Source organism: Streptomyces abyssalis (assembly GCF_001751365.1).
GTDB lineage: Bacteria > Actinomycetota > Actinomycetes > Streptomycetales > Streptomycetaceae > Streptomyces > Streptomyces abyssalis.
On the sequence record NZ_LJGT01000041.1, the window covers coordinates 1210973 to 1236641 of the forward strand.

Annotated in this window: 23 protein-coding genes and 1 pseudogene; 16 read left to right on the plus strand and 8 right to left on the minus strand. The window is 71.6% G+C overall.

What is annotated here, in order from left to right:
- Nucleotides 1-45 precede the first annotated feature (45 nt).
- The 7 genes and pseudogenes from AN215_RS26090 to AN215_RS26120 all read left to right on the plus strand — a co-directional run bounded on the left by AN215_RS26090 (nucleotide 46) and on the right by AN215_RS26120 (nucleotide 10475).
- On the plus strand, nucleotides 46-1644 hold the full coding sequence (locus tag AN215_RS26090) for an NsdA family TPR-like regulatory protein (protein WP_070010728.1): 1599 nt from the start codon (nucleotides 46-48) through the stop codon (nucleotides 1642-1644).
- Between the two features lie 374 nt (nucleotides 1645-2018).
- On the plus strand, nucleotides 2019-3344 hold the full coding sequence (locus AN215_RS26095) for an ammonium transporter (RefSeq protein WP_079123421.1): 1326 nt from the start codon (nucleotides 2019-2021) through the stop codon (nucleotides 3342-3344).
- Nucleotides 3341-3679, plus strand: coding sequence for a P-II family nitrogen regulator (locus AN215_RS26100; RefSeq protein ID WP_070010727.1), 339 nt, complete (start codon nucleotides 3341-3343; stop codon nucleotides 3677-3679). The genes AN215_RS26095 and AN215_RS26100 overlap by 4 nt, the downstream gene beginning before the upstream one ends.
- 12 nt (nucleotides 3680-3691) lie before the next feature.
- Nucleotides 3692-6457 (plus strand): [protein-PII] uridylyltransferase, encoded by a 2766-nt coding sequence (locus AN215_RS26105; RefSeq protein ID WP_070010726.1) that lies wholly within the window; start codon nucleotides 3692-3694, stop codon nucleotides 6455-6457.
- Between the two features lie 231 nt (nucleotides 6458-6688).
- On the plus strand, nucleotides 6689-8245 hold the full coding sequence (gene ffh / locus AN215_RS26110; RefSeq protein ID WP_070010725.1) for a signal recognition particle protein: 1557 nt from the start codon (nucleotides 6689-6691) through the stop codon (nucleotides 8243-8245).
- A 20-nt stretch (nucleotides 8246-8265) separates the two neighbouring features.
- Nucleotides 8266-8784: pseudogene (locus tag AN215_RS26115) on the plus strand (GNAT family N-acetyltransferase); the annotation flags it as partial.
- Between the two features lie 350 nt (nucleotides 8785-9134).
- Nucleotides 9135-10475 carry an HAD family hydrolase gene (locus tag AN215_RS26120; RefSeq protein ID WP_070010724.1) on the plus strand — a complete coding sequence of 447 codons (1341 nt, stop codon included), beginning with the start codon at nucleotides 9135-9137 and terminating at the stop codon, nucleotides 10473-10475.
- 18 nt (nucleotides 10476-10493) lie between these two features.
- On the opposite strand, the gene AN215_RS26125 is transcribed toward AN215_RS26120, so the two are convergent.
- The 8 genes from AN215_RS26125 to yhfZ form a co-directional block, all read right to left on the minus strand.
- Nucleotides 10494-11816 (minus strand): phosphopentomutase, encoded by a 1323-nt coding sequence (locus AN215_RS26125; protein ID WP_275521571.1) that lies wholly within the window; start codon nucleotides 11814-11816, stop codon nucleotides 10494-10496.
- Nucleotides 11813-12979: an alanine racemase gene (locus tag AN215_RS26130; protein WP_070010723.1), complete on the minus strand. Its 1167-nt coding sequence runs from the start codon at nucleotides 12977-12979 to the stop codon at nucleotides 11813-11815. Before AN215_RS26130 ends, AN215_RS26125 begins: the two co-directional genes overlap by 4 nt.
- 63 nt (nucleotides 12980-13042) lie before the next feature.
- Complete coding sequence (locus AN215_RS26135) at nucleotides 13043-14170, minus strand: aminotransferase class V-fold PLP-dependent enzyme (protein WP_070010722.1); 1128 nt, start codon at nucleotides 14168-14170, stop codon at nucleotides 13043-13045.
- Nucleotide 14171: 1 nt separating this feature from the next.
- Nucleotides 14172-15167 carry a phosphotriesterase family protein gene (locus AN215_RS26140; protein ID WP_070010721.1) on the minus strand — a complete coding sequence of 332 codons (996 nt, stop codon included), beginning with the start codon at nucleotides 15165-15167 and terminating at the stop codon, nucleotides 14172-14174.
- Nucleotides 15168-15214: 47 nt separating this feature from the next.
- The gene (locus tag AN215_RS26145; protein WP_245694725.1) at nucleotides 15215-16633 is read right to left on the minus strand and encodes a YhfT family protein; all 1419 of its coding nucleotides are present in this window, start codon (nucleotides 16631-16633) and stop codon (nucleotides 15215-15217) included.
- Nucleotides 16630-17016 carry a DUF2620 domain-containing protein gene (locus AN215_RS26150; RefSeq protein WP_070010720.1) on the minus strand — a complete coding sequence of 129 codons (387 nt, stop codon included), beginning with the start codon at nucleotides 17014-17016 and terminating at the stop codon, nucleotides 16630-16632. Before AN215_RS26150 ends, AN215_RS26145 begins: the two co-directional genes overlap by 4 nt.
- Entirely contained in the window at nucleotides 17013-17462 is a 450-nt protein-coding gene (locus AN215_RS26155) for a PRD domain-containing protein (protein WP_070010719.1), read from the minus strand. The genes AN215_RS26150 and AN215_RS26155 overlap by 4 nt, the downstream gene beginning before the upstream one ends.
- A gap of 122 nt (nucleotides 17463-17584) precedes the next feature.
- A complete protein-coding gene (gene yhfZ / locus AN215_RS26160) occupies nucleotides 17585-18526 on the minus strand; it encodes a GntR family transcriptional regulator YhfZ (RefSeq protein ID WP_420856148.1) in 942 nt (313 codons plus the stop codon).
- 267 nt (nucleotides 18527-18793) lie between these two features.
- Between yhfZ and AN215_RS26165 the strand changes: the two genes are divergently transcribed.
- The 9 genes from AN215_RS26165 to lepB (AN215_RS26205) all read left to right on the plus strand — a co-directional run bounded on the left by AN215_RS26165 (nucleotide 18794) and on the right by lepB (AN215_RS26205) (nucleotide 25638).
- Complete coding sequence (locus AN215_RS26165; protein ID WP_079123422.1) at nucleotides 18794-19486, plus strand: hypothetical protein; 693 nt, start codon at nucleotides 18794-18796, stop codon at nucleotides 19484-19486.
- Nucleotides 19487-19730: 244 nt separating this feature from the next.
- A complete protein-coding gene (rpsP, locus tag AN215_RS26170) occupies nucleotides 19731-20174 on the plus strand; it encodes a 30S ribosomal protein S16 (protein ID WP_070010717.1) in 444 nt (147 codons plus the stop codon).
- 2 nt (nucleotides 20175-20176) lie between these two features.
- Complete coding sequence (locus tag AN215_RS26175; RefSeq protein WP_028435408.1) at nucleotides 20177-20416, plus strand: RNA-binding protein; 240 nt, start codon at nucleotides 20177-20179, stop codon at nucleotides 20414-20416.
- Between the two features lie 151 nt (nucleotides 20417-20567).
- Nucleotides 20568-21125 (plus strand): ribosome maturation factor RimM, encoded by a 558-nt coding sequence (gene rimM / locus AN215_RS26180; RefSeq protein ID WP_070010716.1) that lies wholly within the window; start codon nucleotides 20568-20570, stop codon nucleotides 21123-21125.
- A complete protein-coding gene (gene trmD, locus AN215_RS26185) occupies nucleotides 21122-21967 on the plus strand; it encodes a tRNA (guanosine(37)-N1)-methyltransferase TrmD (protein ID WP_070010715.1) in 846 nt (281 codons plus the stop codon). Before rimM ends, trmD begins: the two co-directional genes overlap by 4 nt.
- Nucleotides 21968-22098: 131 nt before the next feature.
- Nucleotides 22099-22449: a 50S ribosomal protein L19 gene (gene rplS, locus AN215_RS26190; protein WP_070010714.1), complete on the plus strand. Its 351-nt coding sequence runs from the start codon at nucleotides 22099-22101 to the stop codon at nucleotides 22447-22449.
- Between the two features lie 43 nt (nucleotides 22450-22492).
- Entirely contained in the window at nucleotides 22493-23215 is a 723-nt protein-coding gene (gene lepB, locus AN215_RS26195) for a signal peptidase I (RefSeq protein WP_070010713.1), read from the plus strand.
- A 466-nt stretch (nucleotides 23216-23681) separates the two neighbouring features.
- The gene (lepB, locus tag AN215_RS30555; protein WP_079123523.1) at nucleotides 23682-24692 is read left to right on the plus strand and encodes a signal peptidase I; all 1011 of its coding nucleotides are present in this window, start codon (nucleotides 23682-23684) and stop codon (nucleotides 24690-24692) included.
- The gene (gene lepB / locus AN215_RS26205; protein WP_070010711.1) at nucleotides 24604-25638 is read left to right on the plus strand and encodes a signal peptidase I; all 1035 of its coding nucleotides are present in this window, start codon (nucleotides 24604-24606) and stop codon (nucleotides 25636-25638) included. Before lepB (AN215_RS30555) ends, lepB (AN215_RS26205) begins: the two co-directional genes overlap by 89 nt.
- Nucleotides 25639-25669 lie beyond the last annotated feature (31 nt).

A 25669-nucleotide genomic window follows, 5' to 3' on the forward strand; every position in this document is an offset into this window, starting at 1 on the left:
GCGTGGGTATGCCGGAGGCATGGTGTGGGGGCGGTGAGGGGCCTGATGGGGGCATTACCGGTTGGTGAGGGCGAGAAGCTCCCCAACGAGCAGCTGAGTTCGTGGTTCCTGCGGAGCGGCTGGTCCAAGGGCGAGCTGGCGCGCCAGGTCAACCGCCGGGCCCGGCAGCTGGGCGCGCACCACATCAGCACCGACACCTCGCGCGTACGCCGCTGGCTGGACGGGGAGCAGCCGCGTGAGCCCATTCCGCGCATCCTCTCCGAGCTCTTCTCCGAACGCTTCGGCTGCGTCGTCGCGGTCGAGGACCTCGGGCTGCGGCCCACCCGCCGCTCGCCCGCAGCCTCCGGGGTCGACCTTCCGTGGGCCGGGCCGCAGACCGTCGCGATGATCAACGAGTTCACGCGCAGCGACCTGATGCTGGGGCGGCGCGGCTTCCTGGGCACGTCGCTGGCCGTCTCCGCCGGGCCCGCGCTGATCGAGCCGATGCAGCGCTGGCTCGTTCCCAGCCCGGCGGCAACGGACGCGGGTGCCGCCGAGGGCGTCCCCGGTGCCGTCTCCGTGCCGCCCGGGCCGTCCGCCTCCGCCGTCTCCCCGTACGACGGCGGCGCGGCCGGCGGGCAGGTCGTGCCGCTGCCCGTCAAGGGCGGCGCGGGGCGGCGCACGGAGAAGCTGTCGATGCCCGAGATCGAACTGCTGGAGCACACCACGGTGATGTTCCGGCAGTGGGACGCGCAGTGCGGTGGCGGGCTCCGCCGCAAGGCGGTCGTCGGGCAGCTCCACGAGGTGACGGACCTGCTGCAGGAGAAGCACGCCGAGGCGGTCGGGCGGCGGCTGTTCCGTGTCACGGCCGAACTCGCCGCGCTGGCGGGCTGGATGAGCTACGACGTCGGCCTGCAGCCCACCGCGCAGAAGTACTTCGTGCTCGCCCTGCACGCCGCGAAGGAGGCGGGGGACCGGCCGCTCGGCTCGTACGTACTGAGCAACATGGGCCGGCAGATGATCCATCTGGGCCGCCCGGACGACGCCTTGGAGCTGATTCATCTCGCGCAGTACGGCAGCCGGGAGGGGGCCACGGCGCGTACGCAGGCGATGCTGCACGCGATGGAGGCCCGTGCCTACGCGAACATGGGCCAGCCCGGGAAGTGCAGGCGCGCGGTGCGGATGGCCGAGGACACCTTCGAGGACGCCGCGCCCGCCGACGGCGACCCGGACTGGATCCGCTTCTTCTCGGAGGCCGAGCTGGAGGCGGAGACCGCGCACTCCTACCGCGACCTCGCCTACTCCTCAGGCCGGAGTCCGACCTACGCGTCGATGGCGCGTCCGGCCATGGAGCGGGCCGTGGAGCTCTTCCGGCGGGAGGCGGAGGAGACCGACGGCGGCGGCCACCGCCGTTCGTACGCGCTGAACCTCCTCGGGATGGCGAGCGTGCATCTGCTGCAGAAGGAGCCGGAGGACTGCGCCTTCCGCGCGGGCGAGGCGATCGAGGTCGCGAGGACGCTCCGCTCCGAACGTGTGAACAACCGGCTGCGCAGGACCGCCGCCTGGGCGGCGCGCGACTTCGGCGAGGTGGCGGAGGTGGCGCGGCTCGGCGAGCGGCTGGCCGCGGAGCTGCACGACACCGAGGCGGTCGCGGTGGCGGGGTGAGCCCGCCGCCCTCCGGCACCGGCCGGAAACCCGACGGATCGGCGAACTCGTGGAACCCATCCGCGAGTTGATCCGTCCAACCCCTGACAGCCGGCCGCGACAAGCACCCCGGACACCCGACAGGCTCCCCCCGATGCCATGTCGTACAGGGTGCGCGTCGCGGCCGGTTCCTCTTGCCCGGAGCGCGGAGCGGCTCGTTCTCCCGCCCGTCCGGCAGTTCACCGGTACGTAACACCACCGCGCGGATCGTCACCACGGCGAAACAACACGCGGCATCGACGGAAACGCAGCGCGGCGACTGTGGCTTGCACCCCCCGGCCTTCCCGCCCGTCCCGTTCCGTTCCGCGCGGGCCGGTACCTTGAGGAGACATCCATTGAACGGCGCCGATACCGCATTCGTACTGATCAGCGCGTTTCTGGTCATGTTGATGACGCCCGGCCTCGCCTTCTTCTACGGAGGCATGGTCCGGGTCAAGAGCGCGCTCAACATGCTGATGATGTCCTTCGTTTCGCTGGGCATCGTGAGCATCCTCTGGGTGCTCTACGGCTACTCCCTCGCCTTCGGGTCCGACACCGCCGGAGTCATCGGCAACTTCGACTTCGCCGGGCTGAAGGGCATCACCGACGGATCGCTGACCGAGAAGGGCGGCATTCCGGTCTTCGCGTTCGCGCTCTTCCAGATGATGTTCGCGATCCTCACCCCCGCGCTGATGAGCGGTGCGCTCGCCGACCGCGTCAAGTTCGGCGCCTGGGCGGCGTTCATCGCGCTGTGGGTGACCCTCGTCTACTTCCCCGTCGCGCACTGGGTGTGGGCCGAGGGCGGCTGGCTCTTCGAGCTCGGCGTGATCGACTTCGCCGGAGGCACCGCCGTACACATCAACGCCGGTGTCGGCGCTCTCGCGGCCGTGCTGGTCGTCGGCAAGCGCATCGGCTTCAAGAAGGACCCGATGCGTCCGCACAGCCTGCCGCTGGTGGTGCTCGGCGCCGCACTGCTGTGGTTCGGCTGGTTCGGCTTCAACGCGGGCTCGGCGCTCGCCGCGGACGGCACCGCCGCCCTCATGGCCATGAACACGCAGCTGGCGACGGGAGCGGCCGTACTGGGCTGGCTCGTCTACGAGCGCGTACGGCACGGCGCGCCGACCACCCTCGGTGCCGCCTCGGGCGCCATCGCGGGACTCGTCGCGATCACCCCGTCAGGCGCGCACGTCAACGCTGTGGGCGCGCTGGCCATCGGCCTGGTCGCCGGGCTCGTGTGCTCCTGGGCCGTCAGCCTCAAGTTCAAGCTGGGCTTCGACGATTCGCTGGACGTCGTGGGCGTGCACCTCGTCGGCGGTGTCATCGGCACGCTGATGGTCGGATTCCTGGCCACGGGCGGCGAAGGCGGCATCGCGCAGTTCGGCAAGCAGGCCACCGGGGCCTTCTCGGTGATGGGCTACTCGTTCGTGGTCTCCTGGATCATCGCCAAGCTGATCCACGTGACGATCGGCATGCGTGCGAGCGAGGAGGAGGAGACGGGCGGTCTCGACCGCGCCTACCACGCGGAGACCGCGTACGACTTCAGCGCGGTCGGCGGCTCCACGTCCGCGTCCTCCTCCGGAGCGCCCGCGGCGCGTCCCGCCGCGGCGGTGCCCGGCACGGGAGCACACGACGACGGGGAGACGACGGACGGCCGGCTCTCCGGGAAGAAGGTTGACGCATGAAGCTCATCACGGCGGTCATCAAGCCGCACCAGCTGGAGGACGTGAAGGAGGCGCTGCGCGCCTTCGGCGTGCAGGGCCTGACGGTCACCGAGTCCAGCGGATACGGACGCCAGCGCGGCCACACCGAGGTCTACCGGGGCGCCGAGTACACCGTCGACCTCGTGCCGAAGGTACGGATCGAGGTGCTCGCGGAGGACGGGGACGCCGAGGAGCTCCTGGAGATCGTGGTCAAGTCCGCCCGCACGGGGAAGATCGGCGACGGCAAGGTCTGGACGGTCCCCGTCGAGACCGCCGTACGGGTCCGCACCGGCGAGCGCGGACCGGACGCCCTCTAGGCGACGGCGGACATGGGCGGACACCCGGTACGGCCGCAGGGCACGGCTACGGAGACGGAGGCGGAACCGGAAGCCGTCGTGGAGGCGGAGCCGGGCGGCTATGCGGCGGCCCGGCTGCGTCTCCTGCGCGGCGAGGACGGCACGGCGGCGGGGGCGCCCCGCCGTGCCGAGCTGGCGCGCCTCACCGACCGCTGGCTGACCGGGCTGCTGGGGGACGCGGGTGAGGGATTCGCCCTGGTCGCCGTCGGCGGCTACGGACGGGGAGAGCTGTCCCCGCGCAGCGACCTGGATCTGCTGCTGCTCCACGACGGCAGCGCCGGGCCCGGCGGCGTCGCGCGGATCGCGGACCGGGTCTGGTATCCGGTCTGGGATCTCGGGATCGCCCTCGACCACTCCGTACGTACCACCGCCGAGGCCCGTGCCACGGCGAAGGACGACCTGAAGGTCCAGCTCGGGCTCCTCGACGCGCGGCACGTCGCCGGTGACGAGGGGCTGACCGCCGGCATGCGCGCCGAACTGCTCGCGCAGTGGCGGGCGCAGGCCCCGGAGCGGCTCCCCGAGCTGCTGGAGATGGCGGGCGAACGGGCACGTACCCAGGGCGAGCTGCGCTTCCTGCTGGAGCCCGACCTGAAGGAGGCCCGCGGCGGGCTCCGGGACGCCACGGCGCTGCGCGCGGTCGCCGCGTCCTGGCTGGCCGACGCGCCGCGCGGGGGACTGGCACAGGCGCGCGAGGCGCTGCTGGACGTCCGGGACGAGCTCCACCTGACCACCGGCCGTGCCACCGACCGGCTCGCCCTGCAGGACCAGGACCAGGTCGCCGCCGCGCTGGGGCTCGCGGACGCCGACGCCCTGCTGCGGCAGGTCTACGAGGCGGCCCGCACCGTCGGCTACGCCGCGGACGTGACATGGCGCGAGGTGGGGCGCGTGCTGAAGTCGCGGGGAGGGCGCGGCTCGCGGCTGCGCGGGCTGCTCGGCGGCAGGGGCGGATCCGGCGCGGGCCGCGGCGGTACGCGGCAGGGCGCCGGACAGGAACGCACCCCGCTGGCCGAAGGCGTCGTCGAGCACGAGGGCGAGGCGGCGCTCGCCCGTACGGCAAGGCCCGAACGCGACCCGGTGCTGCCGCTGCGCGCCGCCGCGGCCGCCGCGCAGGCGCAGCTCCCGCTGGCGCTGCCCGCCGTACGGAGGCTGGCGGCGGCACCCGGTCTGCCGGTGCCGTGGCCCGCAGAGGCGCGCGAGGAGTTCATCACCCTGCTCGGTGCGGGCGAGGCGACGGTGCCCGTCTGGGAGGCGCTCGACGCAGAGGGCCTGATCGGCCGTCTGCTGCCGGACTGGGAGCGGGTGCGGTGCCGCCCGCAGCGCAATCCCGTGCACCGCTTCACCGTCGACCGTCACCTGGTGGAGACCGCGGTACGGGCCTCCGCGCTGACCCGGCGCGTACAGCGCCCGGACCTGCTGCTGGCCGCGGCGCTGCTGCACGACATCGGCAAGGGCTGGCCGGGGGACCACTCCGTGGTGGGCGAGACGATCGCGTACGACATGGCCTGCCGGATGGGCTTCGGCGCTCAGGACGCGGACGTGCTCGCCAGGCTCGTACGCCACCATCTGCTGCTCGTGGAGACCGCGACCCGGCGGGATCTGGACGACCCGGCGACGGTCCGGTCGGTCGCCGACCTCGTCGGCGGCGCGGGCACGCTCGAACTGCTGCACGCCCTGACGGAGGCCGACGCGCTGGCCACGGGCCCGGCGGCGTGGTCGGCCTGGCGGGGTACGCTCGTCGCGGACCTGGTCAAACGGGTCGCGGGGGTGCTGGCGGGCGAGGCGGTCGAGGAGCACACCGAGCCGTTCGTCCCGTCAGCGGAGGCGGAACGGCTCGCGATCGAGTCGTGGCGCACGCAGGGTCCCGCCCTCGCGCTGAGCACACCGGGAGCGGACGCGCAGCGATACGCGGACGGACGCGGCTCTCGCGCTGGAGGCGCTCCCGGCGACGGGGACGCTCCCGGCGGGGTCCACGGGCCGGATCAGGAGGGCGCCGTCGGCGACGCGGACGCGTCGCACGGCGGGCAGGTCGGCGTCGAACTGCTCGTCACCGTTCCGGCACGTCCCGCGCCCGACTACCCGGCCCCCGCGCCGTTCGCACCCGGCGGCGGGGAGGCCCGCGCGACGGCCTACGCCATGGGCGCCCTCCCCGCCGTCGCGGGCGTCCTCGCGCTGCACCGGATGACCGTACGGGCAGCGGACCTGCGCGTGCTGCGGCTGCCGGGAACGGTGACCGGGGGCACGGGCGCCGAGCCCGGCGGGCCTGGTGAGCCCGGTGAGGACGCGGCGGTGCTGCTGCTCTCGTGGCGGGTGGCCGCCGAGTACGGTTCGCTGCCCCCGGCGCTGCGGCTCCGCGCGGACCTGGCGCGCGCCCTCGAAGGCTCCCTCGACATCGCGGCCCGCCTCGCCGAACGCGAGGCCGCCTACCGCGGGCCGCGCCGGCGCAGGCCTCTGCAGGCTCCGCCGCCGCGGGTCACGGTGGCGCCGGACGGCTCCGAGCTGGCGACCGTACTGGAGGTACGGGCACAGGACGCCCCGGGACTGCTGTACCGCATCGGACGTGCGCTGGAGGGCGCGGGCGTACTGGTCCGCAGCGCGCACGTCAGCACCCTCGGCGCCAACGCCGTGGACGCCTTCTACCTCACGGGGGCGGACGGCGACCCGCTGCCCACCGCCGAGGCCGCCGGGCTGGCTCGCGAACTCGAACGTGAGCTCGGGCGCGTACCGGACCAGGCGGCGTAGCGGCGTACCGTGCGGGGCGGCGAACCCGGCCTGGGTGGTTGACCGGCGGGGGCCGGCCACCGGCCGGGCGGAACCGGCGGCGCGTGGCGCCGAACCAGGCGGTCCCCGTGCCCGGAAGGCGCCGCCGACCGGTCGCCGACCGGACCTGACCGCACTCCGCGCGGACGGATACCCTGGGAGGCCGACCGCCGACCTGACCCAGTACCCAGACGCGAAGGATCCGCGAACGCCGTGTTCGACACTCTCTCCGATCGCCTCGCAGCGACCTTCAAGAACCTCCGGGGCAAGGGCCGCTTGTCCGAGGCGGACATCGACGCCACGGCGCGCGAGATCCGCATCGCCCTGCTGGAGGCGGATGTCGCCCTGCCCGTCGTGCGCGCCTTCATCAAGCAGGTCAAGGAGCGCGCGGTGGGGAGCGAGGTCTCCCAGGCACTGAATCCCGCGCAGCAGGTCATCAAGATCGTCAACGAGGAGCTGGTAGGCATCCTCGGTGGCGAGACCCGTCGCCTGCGGTATGCCAAGAATCCGCCGACCGTCATCATGCTCGCCGGTCTGCAGGGTTCCGGTAAGACGACGCTGGCGGGCAAGCTCGGCCGCTGGCTGAAGCAGCAGGGGCACGCACCGCTGCTCGTCGCCTGTGACCTCCAGCGCCCCAACGCCGTCAACCAGCTCTCCGTCGTGGCCGAGCGTGCGGGCGTCGCCGTCTTCGCACCGGAGCCGGGCAACGGCGTGGGCGACCCCGTGAAGGTCGCCGAGGACTCCGTGGTCCACGCGCGCGACAAGCACCACGACGTGATCGTCGTCGACACCGCCGGGCGTCTCGGCATCGACGAGGAGCTGATGCGCCAGGCCGCCGACATCCGTGACGCGGTCAGCCCCGACGAGATCCTCTTCGTCGTCGACGCGATGATCGGTCAGGACGCGGTCACCACGGCCGAGGCCTTCCGTGACGGCGTCGGCTTCGACGGTGTGGTGCTCTCCAAGCTCGACGGCGACGCACGCGGCGGTGCCGCGCTCTCGGTCGCCCAGGTCACCGGCAAGCAGATCATGTTCGCCTCCAACGGCGAGAAGCTGGACGACTTCGACGCGTTCCACCCGGACCGCATGGCCTCGCGCATCCTCGGCATGGGCGACGTGCTCACGCTCATCGAGAAGGCCGAGCAGACCTTCGACCAGCAAGAGGCCGAGAAGATGGCCGCGAAGCTGCAGAAGGGGCCGAAGGAGTTCACGCTCGACGACTTCCTCGCGCAGATGGAGCAGGTCCGCAAGATGGGCTCCATCTCCAAGCTGCTCGGGATGATGCCCGGCATGGGCCAGATGAAGGAGCAGATCAACGACCTCGACGAGCGCGAGGTCGACCGTACGGCTGCGATCATCAAGTCGATGACGCCCGGCGAGCGCGCCGAGCCGACGCTGATCAACGGCTCGCGCCGTGCCCGTATCGCGAGGGGCTCCGGCGTGGAGGTCAGCGCCGTGAAGAACCTGGTGGAGCGGTTCTTCGAGGCCCGCAAGATGATGTCCCGCATGGCACAGGGCGGCGGAATGCCCGGCATGCCGGGGATGCCCGGCATGGGTGGCGGTGCCGGCAAGAAGAAGCCCAAACAGCAGAAGAAGGCCAAGGGCAAGCGCCAGTCGGGCAACCCGATGAAGCGCAAGCAGGAGGAGCAGGCCGCGGCTCAGCGCAAGGCCGCCGGACAGGGCGGCGCGTTCGGCGGCGCGGGTGCGGCGCAGAGCCCCGAGGACTTCGAACTTCCGCAGGAGTTCAAGGACATGCTGCCCCCGAAGTGAACCATCGGGCGCGGGGGCGGATGATGTCGTTCATGCGCGTATACATCCGGCCCCCGCAGCCCGGCGACGAGACCGCCTACCGAGAGGCGGTGCTCCGCTCGGCCGACCATCTCAGCCCCTGGAACCCGGTGGAGCCGGACGGGCTCCCGGACCTTCTGCGGCGTCAGGGCCCCGCGCTCCGCAGCTTCATGATCTTCGACAGTGACGACGACGGGCTGGTCGGACGCGTCAACGTCGCGAACATCGTGCGTGCCCGCTTCTGCAACGGAGCGCTCGGCTACGACAGTTACGTGCCCTACGCGGGCACCGGCCGCATGACCGAGGGCATGCGGCTCATCGTCGACCGGTGTTTCGAGAGCGCACCGCAGGGGCTGGGGCTGCACCGCCTGGAGATCAACGTCCAGCCGGAGAACCACCGCTCCACCGCCATGGCGCGGCGCCTCGGCTTCCGGCACGAGGGCTTCTCGCCGCGGCTGCTCTTCCTGAACGACGCCTGGCGGGACCACGAGCGCTTCGCGATCACCGCCGAGGAGTGGCCGGAGGCCCGGGCCGCCGGGTCCCGCGGACAGGAGCGCGGCCGGCCCGCGTCCCGGACGGGACGGACAGGCCGAACGGAGCGGTCGGGCAGGCCGGAGCGGACTGGACGGACGGAGCGGCCGGAGCCTGACGCCGGCCTGAGCGTCGAGCGCTGACGGGCGGACGGGGGCGCGGCGGCTCGCGGATTCCTTTCACGGTCGCGCATGTGACGCTCCGCCAAGAGAAAGATGTACGGTACATCGGCACATGCCGCCAGAGCGGTTCCCACCCGGCGACGGCCCCGGTGGCGTTCCGCCGCCCGGCTCCTTCTGCCACTCCTCCCGCCATTCCCCCTCGGACACCGGAGAGTCATATGCGCAACAGATCCGCTCCGGCCGCACTGAGCCTCGCCGCGGCCGCCCTCCTCGCCGCGGTTCCCGTCCCCGCCGCCGCTGCCACCGCATCAGCGCCGGAATCGGCCGAAGCCTCGGAATCGGCCTCAGCCCTGGACGCGGCCTCGTCCCGACGTGACGGCTGCCCCCAGCTGTCGAAGAGGCTCAAGTGGCACGGACACAACCGCGCCGGACTCCAGCGGACGATCGACGAACGCGGCCTGTGCGGCGACCACGGCAGGGGCGGCCACCGGGCCCGGCCCGTCGCCGCCTTCGACTGGGACAACACGGTCACCAAGAACGACACCACCGACGTGACGCTCGCCTGGGCGCTGAAGCACGACAAGATCCTTCAGCCCAGGAGCTGGCGCGACACCAGCAGGTGGCTCTCGCCCGCCGCCGGCCGCGCGCTGACGGAGGCGTGCGGCAGGTCCGTGCCCGTCGGCCGTCCGCTGCCCACCTCGACCGACACGGGATGCACCGACGAGATCTTCGAGATCCGCACGGAGGCGCAGACCATGGACGGGCATCCGGCGTTCGGCGGCGAATGGAACCACCGCCGCACGGTCCCCGAGTACGCCTGGGTCGCACAGCTCTTCGCCGGTCACACCCCGGACCAGGTCAAGGCGTACGCGGAGGCCGGCCGCAAGCAGAGTCTCGCCGCACCCGTCGGCAGCGAGACGAAGGTCGGCACGCACACCGTCCCGGCGTACGTGCGCTACTACCCGCAGCAGAAGGACCTGATCAGCACGTTGAAGCGGGCCGGCTTCGACGTCTACATCGTCTCCGCCGGGGTCGAGTACGCCGCCGAGGCCTGGTCGAAGGGCGTGGGCATCGACGCCGAGCACACCATCGCCATCCGCAGCGTCCTGCGCGACGGCCGCATCACCACCGCCACCGAGGGGTGCGGGGGCGAGCCCGCGAGCCGCGGCGGGACTATCCCGTACATCGACGGAAAGCGCTGCTGGATCAACCAGGACATCTACGGGATCGAGGGCCGGGCGGCCTGGGAGCGGCAGGACCGCGGTCACCGCATCGCCCTCGGCGCGGGCGACGCGGACACCGATGTCACCTTCGTACGCGATGCCACGAGCGCGCATCTCGTTCTCAACCGCAACAAGGACGAGGTGATGTGCCGGGCCTACGACGACGAGGACGGCCGCTGGCTCGTCAACCCGATGTTCATCGAGCCGCTTCCGCAGAAGCCGGAGCCCTACCCGTGCGCGACGGCCGCCTACATCGAGGAGAACGGTGCGCTCTCGGCCGTACGCCGTTACGACGGCGGAGTCGTGCCCGATCAGCGGGACAGCGTCTTCGGCTGAGCCCGGAGCCCGCCGGTGTCAGACGGGGAGCGGCGTGCCCGCGGCCAGGTCCGCCGCTCCCTCGCCGATGCCCAGGAAACGGGCCGCCGTGGCACCTACGTCCGCCAGCGACCCCGCGTCGGGGAGGACCGCGGGTGCGGCGGCGCCGCTCCCGCCGGTGCCGGGACGGTGGATGAGCACCGGCGCGTACTCGCGGGTGTGGAACGCGTGGCCGATCGCGGGGTCGTTGCCGTGGTCGGCGGTGACGATCAGCCGGTCGTCCGGACGGTCCAACTCCCGCAGCAGCGCGCCCAGTCCGGCGTCCGCCTCCTGAAGCACCGCGCCGAAGCGGACGGCGTCCTGCTGGTGACCGGCCAGGTCCGTCTCCTGCACATTGGCCACCACGAGTGCCGGGGTCCCGCCGGTCTCTCCCGCCGCTCGCACGGCGGAGAGCGTGTGCGCCAGCACTTCGTCCGTGCGTACGGCGGGACGGCGCACCGCGCTCCCGCAGGCGAGGATGTCCGCCGCCTTCCCGACCAGGGTCACCGCGGCCCCGGCCCGTGCGGCGAGGCCGGGCAGCTGCCGGGAGTGGTCCACGGGCGCGCCCAGGTGCTGCACCCGCAGGCCGCCGTTGCGGTAGAAGCCGGTCGCGGGTGTGTCCAGCCCGGCCGTGCCCCCGTCGCCCTGCCGTACGAAGGCGGGCAGCGGACGGTCCGAGTGCCCGCCGACCGCGATGACGCGGGCGACCGGCGCCACCTCGCGCACCGTACGTGCGACGGCGAGGATGCGCTCGAAGGGCTGGTCGGCGAGGCGTGCGGAGACGTTCCAGTTGATACCCGGGTCCGCTTCCAGGTTGTCGTGCACGAGGACGTGCCCGTCGACCACGAGCACCGGCCCGCCCTCCAGCGGTACGGCCTTGTGCCCGGCCCGTTCCAGCGCCTGTGCCACTTCCGTGAGGTGCCCGCCGAGGCGTGCGACGCCGACCCGGCTGAAGTCGGCGCCCATCATGGTCTGGTGGCCGGCGTAGGTGTCCGCGCCGTCGTAACCGAGGCGGGCACGTGCGACCGCGACGGGCAGTGCCGTCCGGGACGCGAGCGCGGGATGCGGGCGGAGCAGGCCGAGGCCGAGGGCGCCGAGGGCGGGGAGCCGCAGGTGCCTGCCGTGGACGTGACGGCAGTGGTCGAGCAGCTGCCCGAGCGTGTCGGCGGCGCGGTCGCCCGGGCGCAGCGCACCCGCGTCGGGCATGGCCCCGATGCCGAGCCCGTCGAGGACGACGACGACCGTGCGCCCGGCCGCAGCCGTACGCGGTGCACGCGACGTACGCGGTACGCGGGACGTGCCGCCGGGGGCGCCGCCGCTCACAGGGCACGCCCGTGTGAGTCGTACAGGCCGGTCAGTCCGGGCGCCCCCGAGGAGAGGCCGGAGACGACGGCGACGCTGCTGCGTGTGACGAACATCTGGGTGCGGAAGGCGAGGACCGCCGTATCGCCCGCCCGTACCGGTGGCGCGCCCGCCGGTGGCGCGTCCAGCAGCCGGTAGTAGTCGATGTTCTCCGCCGGCATGTCCTGGACGGGCAGCCGCAGTCCCGTGCGGGGCAGCAGCGCGTCCCTGATCCCCGCCCGCGGGTAGAAACCCCCTCCGTGCAGGGCGGGGCGTCCGTCGGCGAGCGTGTGGGAGACCTCGGTGACGTAGACGTAGCCCGGGAGTTCCGGCTGGTGCGGGTCGAGCGCGTGCAGCGGAGTCGTACCCGTGAGCGCGTGGCCCGGTTCGCCGTGCGTGGCGCCGAGCCGGGCGAGCAGCGGCAGCGCGGTGGCCGAAGTGGCGCCAGGGGCACTGAGCTTGAGGGCCTCGTGGCCGCGGCCGGCCAACAGCGCGCGGGCGTCGCGCACCCTCCCGAACGTCTCCGTGGGCCGCGGTTCGCCGGTCGCCGGGTCGCACAGCAGGCAGGGGAAGCCGGTCACGCCGGCGATGCGTATGCCGGGCATGCCCTCGGCCTCGTCCGCGAAGGCTCCGACGCCCTCCGGCGTCACGCCGCCCTCCTGACCCGGGTACACCGAGCCGGGCGCGCCCGCGATCCGCAGCAGTACGTCCTGTACGAATTCCTGCCTGAGTGCCTCCTCGGACACGGCGCGTGCGTTGTCCGTGTCGAAGACCGTGACCGCTTCCGGGCGGCGGGCGAGCATCCAGGGCAGTGCCCGTCGGGGGATCTGCACGAGGTGCCCGACGTTGCCGGGACGGGCGCCGGCCGCGTGCAGGGCACGTGCCTCGGGTGCGTCGATGGCGGCGGAACGCGGCAGATGACGGGCGACGGACGAGATCAGTTCCGGGTTGCGGCCGAGCTGCTTCACGACGAACCACAGCGACAGACCGAGCTCACGGGCCCTTGCCGCGAGCAGCTGAGCGTTTGCCTCGACGGCGTCACGGTCGACGACGTAGGTGTCCGGCGGAATCGTCCCGTCCCGGTGCAGCGCGGCAGCCGCGTCCGCGAGTGCGGGGTTGCGGGCGAGGACGGTGTCGAGGAACAAGATCGGTCCTCCGGGACGGCTGCGGCTGGGGCTGGGGCTGGCGCGGGGCACGTGGGCCGGTCGTCAGGTCTCTCCGCTGCCGTGCCCGGCGTACAGGTCCTCCAGCGCGCGCCGCAGGATGTCCAGGACGAGCCCGGCCCCGGCCCGCATGGGGTTGATCCGCACGGTCCAGTCGGCGAGTGAGGGGTCGTCGTCCAGGGAGGACGCGGACATCCGGTAGAAGAGCGGGGCCACCTCGTAGCGCGAGTTGGCGCCGACCGGGTACGCAGCCGCCCCGTAGCGCGCCGCACACGCGGGCAGCCCGCGTGCCACCGGCCGGTCCAGGCGCAGCACCAGGCAGCGGTCCTGCACGTTGGCGAGGCGGACCTCCGCCACCCCCGGCACCTCGCCGGCCTGAAGCCGTTCGGCGATCTCGGCGCCCGTCCGCGACTGCACCGCCCACATCACCGGTACGTGCGTGAGCGCGCGCAGCGCGTCCAGCGCCTGGTGGCCCTGGACCTGGCCTCCGCCGGAGTAGTTGTCCGCGTGCACCCGCCCGACGAGCTCACCGGAGCCGACCACCGCCCCGACGCCCTCCGGGCCGTGCAGCTTGAAGAGCGAGAAGCACGAGGCCTCGGCGCCCATCTCGACGCCGCTCGCCGGCACCCGGAAGACCGCGTAGTTGTCGTCCACGATCGTCCGCACACCCGCGGCCCGGCACCGTCGCAGGACCTCGCCCGGGTCGTAGGAGTCCGCGAGCCGCTGCCGCGAGTGCTGCACGTACGCGTAGCGGAAGTCCCCGCTCGCCAGGGCCGATTCCAGCGCCGCCCGGTCGTTGAAGTCGGCCTCGTGCGTGCGTACGCCCAGACCGCGCAGCGTGACCGCGGTCGTCCGGTAGACCGGCGCGCGGTGGATGAGCAGCGGCTCACCAGGCCCGAGCACCGCGCCGAGCGCGCTGCGGATCGCGCCGGTGCCCGCGCCCTGCACCAGCGCCGCCGCTCCGGCGCCGAAGAAGTCCGCCAGTACGGCCTCCACCCGCGCGGTCGTTCGCGGCCTGCCGGGCCCCGGGACCACTCCGGCGTCCGCTTCGAAGAGCTGTGCGCCCTCGAAGTGCCGTGCTGTGCACTCCAGCAGCCGGAACTGCGTGCCGACGGCCTCCTCCAGCGGCACGGTGGGGAGCGGGAACGTACGCGGCAGCCGTGACGCGTTCATCTCACAGCTCCCCGTCCTGGTGCGTTCTCGTGGCGTCCGTGCTGCCCGGAACGTCCCGGCCGCCCGTCAGGAAGCGCAGCGGGTTCCGCCTGGTCAGCAGATCGATCAGGTCGTCGTCGGCTCCCGCGGCGCGCAGCCGTGGAAGAAAGGAGCGGAAGAGGTGGCCGTATCCGGTGCCGCCCTCGCTCGTGAGGTAGCCGTGGCGTGAGATGTCGCAGCTCAGGAGCGTCCGGTCGGCGTGCCCGGCGTCCAGCAGCGCCAGCAGCAGCTTCAGCCGGCTCTCGTCGCTCCGGTAGCTCTCCTTGCCGACGGTGTCGAAGGCCACGTACGCGCCCGCCGCCGCCAGTTCGCGGTGCACCCCCGGGTCGTCGAGGAGGTCCTGGTGCCCGATGCTCACGCGGTGGGGCGCGAGGCCAGCCCCGGTGAGGAGCTCCAGCTGTGCGGGCCCGCCCCGTCCGAGCTGGGCGTGCGTGGCGACGGACAGCCCGGTCGCACGTGCCGCGTGAGCGGCGGCCGTGAGCGTACGGACCTCCGCCGCGCCCGGTGCGTCATCGTGGCTGCCGGCCTCGCCGATGACGCCGGGCACCACGCCGGTGCCGCCGATACCGTCCTCGATCTCGCGGACGAGTTCGCCGGTCAGCTCCCCGACGCCCGCGCCGGCTGTCTCCGGAGGGTGGAAGCGTTCGTAGTACCAGCCGGTGCCCGCGACGACCGCGACGCCGGACTCCTGCGCGACACGGGCGAGGGCCCGGACGTCACGTCCCATGCCGCGGCACGTCAGTTCGACGACGAGGGAGAGCCCGAACTCCTCCCGCAGCGCGGCCAGTTCGGCGGTGACGGCCTGACGGTGGCGGGCACCCAGCACGGCCGTGGGGTCGCCGCCGTGTGCGAGGTCCAGCGCCAGATGCTCGTGTGCCAGGACCGGCCCGCCGACCCGCTCCGGCGCGAGCGGCCCGGTGACGGTACGTACCAGGCGCGCGGGGTGCTGCTCGTACATGGTGCTCGGTGCCGCCTTCCCGTCCGGTGCCCGCTCCGCCGCCGCTGTCAGCTCTTGACCGGGGTGAACAGGTCGAGCCCATACAGGAGATTGAGCAGCACCCCGCCCACCAGGACCGCCGCCGGAGCGGCGGCCATGCGGACCACCACCCGGCCCATCGCCTCGTTGAGCAGGTAGAGACCGCCCACGATGAGGATGCCGAGCCCGCCGCCCATGGTGTTCGCCGCCAGCAGCGAGCCGAACAGGATGGCCAGCCACAGGCTTTCGCTGATCGCGTTCCGCAGATGTTCGGAGGAGTCCCGTACGGACGGCAGCCGCCCGAGCATCCTGCCGATCCAGGACAGCGCCAGCACCTCGAGGGCGAAGACGGCCGCGCCGGCGAGGAGCGCCAGCCACGGGCTCGGCAGCAGGTAGCCGATCGGATAGACGAAGGTGAACCCGGCGATCGCGTACGCGCCGGAGGCGAGCGCGGTGGTGGCGATCAGCGGTATGAAACCGAACACGCGGTAGAAGTCGACCTGGGCGGCGCCGGAGTAGTCGCCCTTGGCTATGAGGAAGCTCGTGGCCTCGCCGCCCCCGAAGACGTGCATCTGTGCCAGCAGGCACACTCCCGCGCCCAGCACCATGAAGAGCGGAAGATGCCGGCGCAGCCGGGTGGCGCTCGCGCTGAACAGCGACTGCATCGGATCTTCGAGCTCCGCCTCGGACACCTGCCTGCCCTCGGCCCCGCTCCCCGCGCCGGAGCCCGAGCCCGAGTCCGAGCCGATGCCGGCCTCCGCCTTGGCCGCCGCCCGGTCCGCCCGGCGCTGCCGTATGTCCTTGGCCGTCGCGAACCCGATGAGCATGACCACGCCCACCGCCATCGCCGCCGCGCCCGGGAAGACATCGGGCCACAGCTTCATCGTGAGGATCACCAGCGCGAGCTCCACCACACCGGCGATGCCGCCGCGGAGCTTCCCGAACTGCCTGGTGATCGCGAGCACCGGGAAGAGCGTGAAGAGGAAGAGGATCGGCGTGGCCATCTGCTGCATGGCCGTCAGGAAGTCGACGGGCAGATCGTGCGCGACCTCGTTGGCCCCGCCCAGCCCGAAGATGACCAGCGCTCCCCACGCGCCGCCCAGCAGGGGAGCGAGCCACTTCTTCGGGGCCAGAAGCCCGAGCACGTCGGTCGGCAGGAAGAGCAGCCACGGGTTGAGCACTCCGGTGGACAGCGCCATGGGCGCACCCAGTCCGAAGATGAAGCCGGCGGAGAGCCCGAAGGAGACCGCGGTGGTCGCGCTGCGGGTGCTGCGGCCCTGGATGAAGTCCAGCATGAACGGGCGTACGCCGTCGTTGAAGACGGCCAGCGCCATGTGCGATATGAGCGCTGTCAGCGCGCACAGGACGATGACGGTCGCCTGCTGGGCGAATGAGAAGTCGAGGCTCTTCCCGCCGGCGCTCGCCGCGCCTGCCACAAGGGTGTTCACGGGGCGCTCCTCGGGTCCGGCGGCCGGCGGGTGTGCGCGGCGATGGCGCGTGCGATGACGGGCGTGGCCTCGGAGATCTGGTCCATGCCGAAGCCGAAGACCTTCGTACCGCCCTCCAGCAGTTCCGTGACCTCCGCCTCGGTGGGTACACCGCGCCCGAAGGTGTGGCAGGTGCCGCTGCCCAGCACACCGAGCAGCACCCCGAGGGACGCCCCGGCGCCGGTGTGGCAGGTGCCGAGGTAGTAGTCGGCCTGTCCCGTACGCAGCTTCATCGCCGCCTCCATGTCGCCGGAGACGGTGACCTCCAGCCCGTCGACGGCCAAGTCCGCCAGCGCTTCGGCGACTTGGACCTTGCCGACCCCTCCGGTGAGAATCCTCGTCACGGCTGCTCTCCGTTCTGCTGTACGGGGGTGCCCTCACGCACGCCCTCTCCGGCACCTGCTGCGGGGCCGCGCTGCGCGAGTACGGCCAGATGCATGGCCAGATAGCCGGTCTCGGCCTCGGGGAGCGGTGCCGTCCCGAGCGCCTGCTCCGCACGTACGGACATCTGCCGCGCCAGCCGTACGGCACCGGGACGGGCGGCCAGTTCGGCCGCCATCTGGTCCCCGGCAGCCGGGTCTTCGAGGGACTCGCCGTTCAGCAGCCGGTTCAGCGCCATCATCAGGTGGCTGGTGAGCATGCCGGCTGTCTCCTCGGAGACGGGCAGCCCCGCACGGGCCAGCCGCCGCAGCTCGCCCTCCACGAACTCGGCCACCTCCGCGCGTACTTGACCGCTCTCCCGGAACAACTGGATCCGGAGGGCCAGCTTCTCTTCGAGCTCCTCCTCCATGGCGCATCCTTCCGACGCACGATTCCGGGCACGACAATAATCAGGATTCTGCTTTTTGAGGAGACCCGGTGCCGCTCTTTCTTCCGTCACGGAGCAGGGAGGAGGGCCTCAGCGGCGAAGTGTCAGTACAGCGGGACGCGTTCGCCCCGCAGCACCTCGCCCTGCACCGCCGTGACCAGCTCGAAGTCCAGCGACGCGCGCACCGCGTCGAGCGCGGGCGACTCCCCGGCCCGTCCGATCAGCACGGCGCTGGAGTTGCGCGAAGCCAGCTCGCGAGTGATCTCCTCGTCCAGGGGCAGGACTTCGACGTCCGGGCCCAGGTGATCGCGCACCTCGTCGAGGTTCCACACCGTGGCGTCGGCCCGTCCCTGTGCGAACAACCCCCGCAGCTGCATGTACGAGGCCTCCACCCACTCCACGTCCCCGCGTCCCGCGAACACCCGTGCCGCCAGCGCCCGCAGGTCCTCCGAGGAGGAGTCGACGGCGACGCGCAGCCCTTCGGTCTCCAGGGGAGTGCCGCGGCGCAGCAGCAGACCGTGCGACCCGACGTACGTAGCGGGGCCCAGGTCGGCCACCAGTTCGACGGGATGTTCCTCCGCGACCCGGTCGGCGGCGAAGCGCGAGAGCACCACGAGATCGGCCTTGCCCTCCAGGAGCGCCCCGAGCCGCGTGGAGGCTCCCCGCATGAAGGTGATCGCGAACGGCGCCCCTGCCTGCTCGAAGGCGGCCCTGAGCCCGGTGGCGAGGCCCTCGTACCGGTGCGAGTACGGCAGCGGCATCGCCGCGAGAAGCGTGCCCAGCCCGGCGAGCCGCCACAGTATGGCGCGGTCGGAGTGCACCAGGAATGTGCCGAGATGGCCGCGAGCCCTGGTCTCCACGGCCCCGGCCTCCTCCAGGAGCTGCAGCCCCGCCTGTACGGTCCCGTTCCCCACCTTCAGTTCGCCGGCGAAGTCGCGCAGTCGTGGAAGACGTGTGTCCGCTTCGTGATTCAGCAGCAGCGCGGCCAGTTGACGTGCTGCCATGCCGTTGCGGGTGAGGAAGCGCTCGTCGGCGCCGCTGATCATCCCGGGATAATATCCAGAATCCTGGATATTGCCAACGGGGGCGGGAACGTGATCCTGCTCTCTCCCAGGTCGCAGGCGGTACCCCGGTGCACAAAGCTCCGGGGAATGTCGGTATGGTCACCGAGGTGTACCGATCGCTCCCGACGGGCCTCCTAACCCGGAGGTACGTCCGGGATGGCCAGGCTGGGCTGGTTGTGCGCATTCCTGCGCGCTCGCCCAACTGGAGCGACAGCGTCGCAACTGACCGGTACGTGCAAAATATTTAGGTTGTCCCGGAATCGGAACACTGAGGCGGTCCGACTCGTTGAGCACGACGTGAGCACGACACCACCAGTTCTCGCCGCCGAGCTGGCAGCTGCCTGGGCGGACATTCAGAGGCACCACCCCGAGCTGCCGGATCTGGCCGCACCCGAATCGCTGATCGGAGAGTCCTCCTCCGCATGCGGCAGCGGGCTCTCCTTCGAGCGGCTTCTGCACGAGGCCGTCCACGGGATCGCCGCCGCGCGGGGAATCAGAGACACCTCCCGTGCGGGCCGCTATCACAACCGCAGATTCCTCGCGGTCGCCGAGGAGTTGGGCCTGGCGCACCCGGACGAGCCGCATGCGAGCAGCGGTTTCTCCCTCGTCACGCCCTCCGCCGAGACGCGGCGTCGCTACAGGCCCACCATCGAGCGCCTCCAGCGGGCTCTGAAGGCCTACAGCGCCGCCACCGAGGCGGACGGCGAAGGCAGCTTCCGCGGTCCCGCCGCCCGTCACGGTTCGAGCGGCGGCGGCGTGCGCGTCAAGGCCGTCTGCGACTGCGGGCGGAACGTGCGCGTGGTCCCGTCGGTGCTGGCACAGGCGCCCATTGTGTGCGGGGCGTGCCGCAAGCCGTTCCGCATCCCGGACGCCGCGGTGGAGCCCGCCGCTTCCGCGGAGCCCGCGGACAGGGTGGAAGCCGTGGCGGCCGCCGTCGGATGACCCGTACCGGGCCGTGATCGCCGGGGCGGGCAGGCCGTGCCGTCCCGGCATCGGGCCGCACCGGCCCGTCCCGATCCGCGTTCGGCCGGGCGGGTCACGTGTGGCATCATGGTGCGCTGTACTCGACAGTCGCACAGGACCCCTCTCTCCTACGGCTGACGCGTCCATCGGACCTCCGGGTACCGCAACCCCACGTGGTCACCCGCCGTGTCCACCCACGTCAAGACCAGGAGACACCACAGCAGTGGCAGTCAAGATCAAGCTGAAGCGACTGGGCAAGATCCGCTCGCCGCACTACCGCATCATCGTCGCCGACTCCCGTACGCGCCGTGACGGCCGCGCCATCGAGGAGATCGGCCTGTACCACCCGGTGCAGAACCCCTCGCGCATCGAGGTCGACTCGGAGCGCGTCCAGTACTGGCTGGGTGTCGGCGCGCAGCCGACCGAGCCCGTCGCGGCCATCCTCAAGGTCACCGGTGACTGGCAGAAGTTCAAGGGTCTGCCGGCCCCCGAGCCGATGAAGGTCGCCGAGCCCAAGGCCGACAAGAAGGCCCTCTTCGAGGCCGCGGCCAAGGAGTCGGCGGACGAGCCCAAGGGCGAAGCGATCACCAAGAAGGCCAAGAAGGCCGACAAGAAGGCAGACGAGGCCGACAAGGCTGAGTCCTCCACCGAGTCGACCGGGGCCTGATCATGCTCGAGGAGGCCCTCGAGCACTTGGTGAAGGGCATCGTCGACAATCCGGACGAGGTGCAGGTCGAGTCCCGCACCTTGCGCCGTGGGCGCGTGCTCGAGGTCAGGGTGCACCCCGACGACCTGGGCAAGGTGATCGGCCGCAGCGGCCGCACCGCGCGTGCTCTGCGTACGGTCGTGAGCGCCCTCGGCGGCCGCGGTGTCCGCGTCGACCTCGTCGACGTGGACCAGGTCCGCTGAGCCGCACAACACAGCACCGGCACGGGCCGGGGACGGCACTGGCCGTCTCCGGCCCGTGTTCGCGTACGGGCGCGCGTACGGGCACGGCGCGCGGCGGTCCGCAGCGAGGGCACCAACGGCATCATCAGCAGGTCGAGCACGGAGAGGCATAGTGCAGCTAGTCGTCGCACGCATCGGCCGCGCCCACGGCATCAAGGGTGAGGTCACCGTCGAAGTGCGCACGGACGAGCCGGAGTCGAGGCTCGCCCCGGGCGCGGTGCTCGCCACCGACCCGCCGCGGCCGGACCCGCTGACCATCGAGCGCGGCCGCGTGCACAGCGGCCGGCTGCTGCTGCGCTTCGAAGGGGTCCAGGACCGCGGCGCGGCCGAGGCCCTGCGCAACACCCTGCTCATCGCCGAGGTCGATCCGGACGAACAGCCGGAGGACCCGGAGGAGTTCTACGACCACCAGCTCGTCGACCTCGATGTGGTCACCCGCGACGGAACGGCCGTCGGCCGGGTCGAGGAGGTCGCACATCCGCCGGGCCAGGACCTTCTCGTGGTCAAGCGGGAGGACGGCAGCGAGGCGCTGATCCCCTTCGTCACCGAGATCGTCCCCGAAGTCGACCTGGAGGCTCAGCGGATCGTGATCGAGCCGCCCCCCGGGCTGCTGGGCGAGACCGGCCCCCGTGCGGACGCGGAGCGAGAGGCAGAGGACGGCGGACGGTGAGGATCGACGTCGTCACCATCTTCCCGGAGTACCTGGAGCCGCTGAACGTCTCGCTCGTCGGCAAGGCCCGTGCCCGCGGGCTGCTCGACGTGCGCGTGCACGACCTGCGCCGATGGACGTACGACAGGCACCACACCGTCGACGACACCCCGTACGGCGGCGGCCCCGGCATGGTCATGAAGCCGGAGCCGTGGGGCGAGGCACTCGACGAGATCCTCGGCACGGCGACTTCCCCTGCCGGGACCACGCCCGCGGCCGGGACCACGCCCGCGCCGATGCTGGTCGTGCCGACTCCGGGCGGTCGGCCCTTCGACCAGGAGCTGGCCGTCGAGCTCTCCGGCGCCCCGTGGCTCGTCTTCACGCCCGCGCGCTACGAGGGCATCGACCGCCGCGTGATCGACGAGTACGCGGACCGGCTGGACGTACGCGAAGTCTCGATCGGCGACTACGTACTGGCCGGAGGCGAAGCACCCGTACTGGTCATGGTGGAGGCCGTCGCCCGTCTGCTTCCCGGGGTGCTCGGCAACGCCGAGTCGCACCAGGACGACTCCTTCGCGGCCGGCCCGATGTCCCACCTGCTGGAAGGCCCCGTCTACACGAAGCCTCCGCAGTGGCGGGACCGCGGCATCCCCGAGGTACTGCTCAGCGGCCACCACGGCCGCATCGCCCGCTGGCGCCGTGACCAGGCACTGGCACGCACTGCGGCGAACAGGCCCGATCTCATCGCACGCTGCGATCCCTCCTCGCTCGACGCGCACGACCGCGCCGAGCTGGAGCGGCTGGGCTGGAGAGAGGGCTCCGACGGCCGATTTTGGCCGACCGGGCAGCACGTGGAAGAATAGGCGGCTGCTCCGTACCCGGCGCGCGACCCTGCCACAGGGGGACCGACGCCCGCACGGGAGCGGGCTTCCCAGTCAGCATCACGATCATTCCGCTGATGACCTGTGGCATCGGCGAAGGAAAGCAGACGATCATGTCTCAGCTTCTCGAGAACCTCGACGCGGCTTCGCTGCGCGACAACGTTCCGCCGTTCCGCCCCGGCGACACGGTCAACGTCCACGTGCGCGTCATCGAGGGCAACCGCTCGCGTGTGCAGCAGTTCAAGGGCGTCGTCATCCGCCGCCAGGGCGACGGTGTGCGGGAGACCTTCACCGTCCGCAAGGTCAGCTTCGGCGTCGGCGTCGAGCGCACCTTCCCGGTGCACACCCCGATCGTCGAGAAGATCGAGGTCGTCACCCGCGGTGACGTGCGTCGCGCCAAGCTCTACTACCTCCGCGAACTCCGCGGCAAGGCTGCCAAGATCAAGGAGAAGCGCGAGAACTGATCAAGCTGTCCGGGATCCGGAGGGCGGCTAGGCTGGCGGCCCGATGGACACCGAGGCGCAGCAGCAGAACGATGCGGAGCGGGACCGCTCCTCCGGCCCGTTCGGGCAGATGTGGAGGGGCTGGTCACGCTCCGCTCGCTTGTGCGCGGTTGCTGCGTCGCTGCTCAGCGCGCTCTTGCTGGTCAGCGCATTCGTCGTGCAGCCTTTTTTGATCCCGTCTGCATCAATGGCCCCCACTCTGGAGGTCGGTGACCGGATACTGGTGAACAAGCTTGCCTATCGGATCGGCAACTCTCCGGCCCGCGGAGACGTTGTGGTCTTTGACGGCAGGGGTTCGTTCATGGCTGAGGAGGGGACGGGCGGGAATCCGGTGACCGGTCTTTTGCGAGAGGCCGGTGCTGCGGTCGGTCTGGTGAGACCATCCGAGACGGACTACGTCAAGCGTGTGATCGGCGTCGGCGGGGATCGGGTCCGGTGCTGCGACAAGCGCGGAAGGATCGAGGTGAACGGTGTTCCGCTGGACGAGCGTTATCTGTATGGCGGTGACGACCCGTCAGCCGTGCCGTTCGATATCGAAGTGCCACAAGGGCGGTTGTGGGTGATGGGCGATCACCGTTCCGACTCCAGCGACTCGCGTGACCACCTCGGTGACGCGGGTGGTGGCACGGTTCCGGTGGAGCGCGTGATCGGGCGGGCCGACGCGATCGCATGGCCGACGGACCGATGGGCAGCGGTCCGCGGAGGCGGGGGAGGTGCCCATGAGTGACCGGGTGGGCCCTGCCCGCGACGGCCGCCGGTACGACTACGGCGTACCGAGTGACTACGACGACGACCCGTACGCCGGGCCGCCGCGCGGCAACGGCGCGAACGGACCGAACGGCCGCAACGGATACGGCGGAACCAACGGCTACGGCCCTCCCGACGGTTACGGAACACCCAACGGCTACGCCGCTCCCAACGGGAACGGTGCGCCCAACGGCGGCCCCAACGGCTATGGCGGAGCGCAGTACTCCGGCTTCAACGGCCGCAACGGCGGTGCCGACGGCTCCGATTACTACTCCGGCGACTACGACTACACGGAACCGTTCGACTACTTCGGCAGCCCGCAGGACGGCCCCGCGAGACGCAGACAGCCGCCGCCGATGAGCTTCCCCGGGCCGGACGGCCCGCCTCCGCCGTCCACGGTCAGCTCCGGCGAGACCATGCGGCTGAGCGCCTACTCGGCCCGGTTGATGGACCTGCCCGGGCGCGAGACCAGGGACGAGAGGCTCGGCATCCCGCCCGGGCCGAGCGGCGGGCGGGCCGAGCGCCGGCGTGCGGCGAAGCGCGTGAAGCGGCGCAGACGGCTGTCGGTGACGAAGGAGATACCGATCCTCGTCGGTGTCGCCCTGTTCATCGCGCTGATCCTGAAGACGTTCCTCGTCCAGGCGTTCGTGATTCCGTCCGGCTCGATGGAGCAGACGATCCGCGTCGGCGACCGAGTCCTGGTGGACAAGCTGACGCCGTGGTTCGGCGGGAAGGCGGAGCGCGGCGACGTCGTCGTCTTCGAGGACCCTGGCGGCTGGCTGCCACCGGAGGAGAAGAAGCGTACGGAAGATCCGGTCGGCATCAAGCAGGGCAAGGAGTTCCTGACGTTCATCGGTCTGCTTCCGTCCGATGACGAGCAGGATCTGATCAAACGTGTCATCGCCGTGGGAGGCGATGAGGTCAAGTGCTGCAACGCGCAGGGCAAGGTGACCGTCAACGGCGAGGCGCTGCAGGAGCCCTACGTTAATCCGGGCAACAAGCCCTCGGAGATCAAGTTCGACGTGCGGGTGCCGACCGGGCGCGTGTTCGTACTGGGGGACCACCGGGCCAACTCCGCCGACTCCCGCTTCCACCTGCGCGAGGAGGGCGGCACCGTCCCTGAGAAGATGGTGCAGGGGCGGGCAGTTGTCATCGCATGGCCGTTCGACCACTGGGGCAAGCTGGAAGCGTCCAAGACCTTCACCGCGGTTCCGGACTCGGCCGGTTCGTCGGCTGCCGCTCCGCCGATCGAGGGTGGGAACGACCGACTGACGCAGTATCCGATCCCTGCGGAACTCCCGCTCGTTATGGGTGTGGTGGGCTTGTCCCGCCTGTGGGACAAGCGGCAGTGGATTCTGAGGAGTGATTGTGGGGGACCTGGCGGTCGGCGCTCGTTCCGGTTCCGGCGAGAACGAGGGCGAGGGCGGAGAGAGCGGCACGGAGAGCAGGACCCCTGAGGCGTCCCCTTCCGCGTCCGCATCCGTTTCCGTCTCCGGATCCGAAGCACAGACAGCGGCGCGCGGTGCGCCGCCGACCGCAGAGAGAGGCAGTGACATCAGCGTGAGCACGGGTGCGGAAGACGGCACCACAAGTGATCACACGTCGGGCGGACAGGGCAGGCCGCAGCGGTCCTTCTTGAAGGAGCTGCCGATTCTCATCGGCATCGCGCTGATCCTGGCACTGCTGATCAAGACGTTCCTCGTCCAGGCGTTCTCCATCCCTTCGAACTCCATGCAGAACACACTGCAGGTCGGGGACAGGGTGCTGGTCGACAAGCTCACGCCCTGGTTCGGATCCGAACCCGAGCGGGGAGAGATCGTCGTCTTCGAGGACCCGGGCGGCTGGCTGAACGAATCTCCGGTGCCCGAGCCGAGCGGGGTGGGCGGTGCGGTCCAGACCGTGCTGAGCAGCATCGGTCTCATGCCGTCAGCCAGCGACCAGGACCTGATCAAGCGGGTCGTCGCCATCGGCGGCGACAGGGTCGAGTGCAAGCGCGGCGGCCCGGTGCAGGTCAACGGCAAGGCTCTCGACGAGTCCTACCTCTTCCCCGGGAACACCTCCTGCGACGACAAGCCCTTCGGCCCGGTCGAGGTGCCCGTGGGGAAGATGTGGGTGATGGGCGACCACCGCCAGGACTCTCTCGACTCCCGTTACCACCAGAAGCTGGACAACGGCATGATCCCGACGGACAAGGTCGTCGGACGGGCCATCGTCGTGGCCTGGCCGGTCACCCGGTGGTCGGCTCTGCCCGTGCCGGACACCTTCGACCAGAAGGGGCTAGAGGCGAAGGCCGCCGCAGCGGCACCCGCCGCCGCCGGAGTCGCCGGTGCGGTGCCGCTCGTCCTCTGGCTGCGGAGGCGGCGCACGGTGCGTGCGAACGGTCGGCCGTTCGCCGGCGACTGACGTCCCTCCCCCGTACTCAGGGCTCTCTACC

Excerpts from the sequence above, each read along its gene's own strand:
- AN215_RS26090 (WP_070010728.1), top strand. The coding sequence starts at position 46 with ATGGGGGCATTACCGGTTGGTGAGGGCGAGAAGCTCCCCAACGAGCAG.
- AN215_RS26100 (WP_070010727.1), top strand. The coding sequence starts at position 3,341 with ATGAAGCTCATCACGGCGGTCATCAAGCCGCACCAGCTGGAGGACGTG.
- AN215_RS26105 (WP_070010726.1), top strand. The coding sequence starts at position 3,692 with ATGGGCGGACACCCGGTACGGCCGCAGGGCACGGCTACGGAGACGGAG.
- AN215_RS26120 (WP_070010724.1), top strand. The coding sequence starts at position 9,135 with ATGCGCAACAGATCCGCTCCGGCCGCACTGAGCCTCGCCGCGGCCGCC.
- AN215_RS26135 (WP_070010722.1), bottom strand. The coding sequence starts at position 14,170 with ATGAACGCGTCACGGCTGCCGCGTACGTTCCCGCTCCCCACCGTGCCG.
- AN215_RS26140 (WP_070010721.1), bottom strand. The coding sequence starts at position 15,167 with ATGTACGAGCAGCACCCCGCGCGCCTGGTACGTACCGTCACCGGGCCG.
- AN215_RS26155 (WP_070010719.1), bottom strand. The coding sequence starts at position 17,462 with ATGGAGGAGGAGCTCGAAGAGAAGCTGGCCCTCCGGATCCAGTTGTTC.
- yhfZ (WP_420856148.1), bottom strand. The coding sequence starts at position 18,526 with ATGATCAGCGGCGCCGACGAGCGCTTCCTCACCCGCAACGGCATGGCA.
- AN215_RS26175 (WP_028435408.1), top strand. The coding sequence starts at position 20,177 with ATGCTCGAGGAGGCCCTCGAGCACTTGGTGAAGGGCATCGTCGACAAT.
- rplS (WP_070010714.1), top strand. The coding sequence starts at position 22,099 with ATGTCTCAGCTTCTCGAGAACCTCGACGCGGCTTCGCTGCGCGACAAC.
- lepB (WP_070010713.1), top strand. The coding sequence starts at position 22,493 with ATGGACACCGAGGCGCAGCAGCAGAACGATGCGGAGCGGGACCGCTCC.
- lepB (WP_079123523.1), top strand. The coding sequence starts at position 23,682 with ATGGACCTGCCCGGGCGCGAGACCAGGGACGAGAGGCTCGGCATCCCG.